Source organism: Streptomyces roseochromogenus subsp. oscitans DS 12.976 (assembly GCF_000497445.1).
Classification (GTDB): Bacteria; Actinomycetota; Actinomycetes; order Streptomycetales; family Streptomycetaceae; genus Streptomyces; species Streptomyces oscitans.
This window is the reverse complement of sequence record NZ_CM002285.1, coordinates 8096440-8099819: the sequence shown is the minus strand read 5'-3', so window position 1 is coordinate 8099819 and position 3380 is coordinate 8096440. Positions and strand designations below refer to the sequence as shown.

Annotated in this window: 1 rRNA gene; it reads right to left on the bottom strand. The window is 57.5% G+C overall.

Going from position 1 to position 3380, the window contains the following annotated elements:
* Positions 1-22: 22 nt before the first annotated feature.
* Positions 23-3144 (bottom strand): 23S ribosomal RNA (locus M878_RS84685).
* Between the last annotated feature and the right edge of the window lie 236 nt (positions 3145-3380).

Genomic DNA, 3380 nt, shown 5'->3' with positions numbered 1-3380 from the left:
AACACAGTGGACGCGAGCAACTGAGGACAAGCCCTCGGCCTATTAGTACCGGTCACCTCCACCAGTTACCTGGCTTCCAGATCCGGCCTATCAACCCAGTCGTCTACTGGGAGCCTTACCCCATCAAGTGGGTGGGAGTCCTCATCTCGAAGCAGGCTTCCCGCTTAGATGCTTTCAGCGGTTATCCCTCCCGAACGTAGCCAACCAGCCATGCCCTTGGCAGAACAACTGGCACACCAGAGGTTCGTCCGTCCCGGTCCTCTCGTACTAGGGACAGCCCTTCTCAAGACTCCTACGCGCACAGCGGATAGGGACCGAACTGTCTCACGACGTTCTAAACCCAGCTCGCGTACCGCTTTAATGGGCGAACAGCCCAACCCTTGGGACCGACTCCAGCCCCAGGATGCGACGAGCCGACATCGAGGTGCCAAACCATCCCGTCGATATGGACTCTTGGGGAAGATCAGCCTGTTATCCCCGGGGTACCTTTTATCCGTTGAGCGACGGCGCTTCCACAAGCCACCGCCGGATCACTAGTCCCGACTTTCGTCCCTGCTCGACCCGTCGGTCTCACAGTCAAGCTCCCTTGTGCACTTACACTCAACACCTGATTGCCAACCAGGCTGAGGGAACCTTTGGGCGCCTCCGTTACCCTTTAGGAGGCAACCGCCCCAGTTAAACTACCCATCAGACACTGTCCCTGATCCGGATCACGGACCCAGGTTAGACATCCAGCACGACCAGACTGGTATTTCAACGACGACTCCACCCACACTGGCGTACGGGCTTCACAGTCTCCCAGCTATCCTACACAAGCCGAACCGAACACCAATATCAAACTGTAGTAAAGGTCCCGGGGTCTTTCCGTCCTGCTGCGCGAAACGAGCATCTTTACTCGTAGTGCAATTTCACCGGGCCTATGGTTGAGACAGTCGAGAAGTCGTTACGCCATTCGTGCAGGTCGGAACTTACCCGACAAGGAATTTCGCTACCTTAGGATGGTTATAGTTACCACCGCCGTTTACTGGCGCTTAAGTTCTCAGCTTCGCCCACCCGAAAGTGAGCTAACCGGTCCCCTTAACGTTCCAGCACCGGGCAGGCGTCAGTCCGTATACATCGCCTTACGGCTTCGCACGGACCTGTGTTTTTAGTAAACAGTCGCTTCTCGCTGGTCTCTGCGGCCACCCCCAGCTCGAGGAGCAAGTCCTCTCACCAGGAATGGCCCCCCTTCTCCCGAAGTTACGGGGGCATTTTGCCGAGTTCCTTAACCATAGTTCACCCGAACGCCTCGGTATTCTCTACCTGACCACCTGAGTCGGTTTAGGGTACGGGCCGCCATGAAACTCGCTAGAGGCTTTTCTCGACAGCATAGGATCATCCACTTCACCACAATCGGCTCGGCATCAGGTCTCAGACTATGTGCTGCCCGGATTTACCTGGACAACGTCCTACACCCTTACCCCGGGACAACCACCGCCCGGGATGGACTACCTTCCTGCGTCACCCCATCACTCACCTACTGCAAGTCTGGTCCGTCGGCTCCACCACTTTCCATTCCCCGAAGGGTCCGGAACGGCTTCACGGACTTAGCATCGCCTGTTTCGATGTTTGACGCTTCACAGCGGGTACCGGAATATCAACCGGTTATCCATCGACTACGCCTGTCGGCCTCGCCTTAGGTCCCGACTTACCCTGGGCAGATCAGCTTGACCCAGGAACCCTTAGTCAATCGGCGCACACGTTTCTCACGTGTGAATCGCTACTCATGCCTGCATTCTCACTCGTCAACCGTCCACGACTACCTTCCAGTGCCGCTTCACCCGGCAGACGACGCTCCCCTACCCATCACAGCACCCGTTGGGGCTATATACTGCAATGACACGACTTCGGCGGTACGCTTGAGCCCCGCTACATTGTCGGCGCGGAATCACTAGACCAGTGAGCTATTACGCACTCTTTCAAGGGTGGCTGCTTCTAAGCCAACCTCCTGGTTGTCTGTGCGACTCCACATCCTTTCCCACTTAGCGTACGCTTAGGGGCCTTAGTCGATGCTCTGGGCTGTTTCCCTCTCGACCATGGAGCTTATCCCCCACAGTCTCACTGCCGCGCTCTCACTTACCGGCATTCGGAGTTTGGCTAAGGTCAGTAACCCGGTAGGGCCCATCGCCTATCCAGTGCTCTACCTCCGGCAAGAAACACACGACGCTGCACCTAAATGCATTTCGGGGAGAACCAGCTATCACGGAGTTTGATTGGCCTTTCACCCCTAACCACAGGTCATCCCCCAGGTTTTCAACCCTGGTGGGTTCGGTCCTCCACGAAGTCTTACCTCCGCTTCAACCTGCCCATGGCTAGATCACTCCGCTTCGGGTCTTGAGCGTGCTACTACAGCGCCCTGTTCGGACTCGCTTTCGCTACGGCTTCCCCACCCGGGTTAACCTCGCAACACACCGCAAACTCGCAGGCTCATTCTTCAAAAGGCACGCAGTCACGAGACACCAGCAAGCTGATGTCCGACGCTCCCACGGCTTGTAGGCACACGGTTTCAGGTACTATTTCACTCCCCTCCCGGGGTACTTTTCACCATTCCCTCACGGTACTATCCGCTATCGGTCACCAGGGAATATTTAGGCTTAGCGGGTGGTCCCGCCAGATTCACACGGGATTTCTCGGGCCCCGTGCTACTTGGGTGTCTCTCAAACGAGCCGCTGACGTTTCGACTACGGGGGTCTTACCCTCTACGCCGGACCTTTCGCATGTCCTTCGCCTACATCAACGGTTTCTGACTCGCCCCACGGCCGGCAGACCGTGGAAGAGAGATCCCACAACCCCCACGACGCAACCCCTGCCGGGTCTCACACGTCGTAGGTTTGGCCTCATCCGGTTTCGCTCGCCACTACTCCCGGAATCACGGTTGTTTTCTCTTCCTGCGGGTACTGAGATGTTTCACTTCCCCGCGTTCCCTCCACTTGCCCTATGTGTTCAGACAAGGGTGACAGCCCATGACGACTGCCGGGTTTCCCCATTCGGAAACCCCCGGATCAAAGCCTGGTTGACGACTCCCCGGGGACTATCGTGGCCTCCCACGTCCTTCATCGGTTCCTGGTGCCAAGGCATCCACCGTGCGCCCTTAAAAACTTGGCCACAGATGCTCGCGTCCACTGTGCAGTTCTCAAACAACGACCAGCCACCCATCACCCCGAACCAACAGGTCCGAGTGCACTGGGGCCGGCGACTGAGGAAAGTTCGTTCCCTCAGACACCCAACAGCGTGCCCGGCCAGGCCCCGTCCGAAGATCATGCGTTCCACGCTCTGACGAGCAGTACTAGCAGCCTCCGACCCAGGATCCCGGCCGAATAATCAACGTTCCACCCATGAGC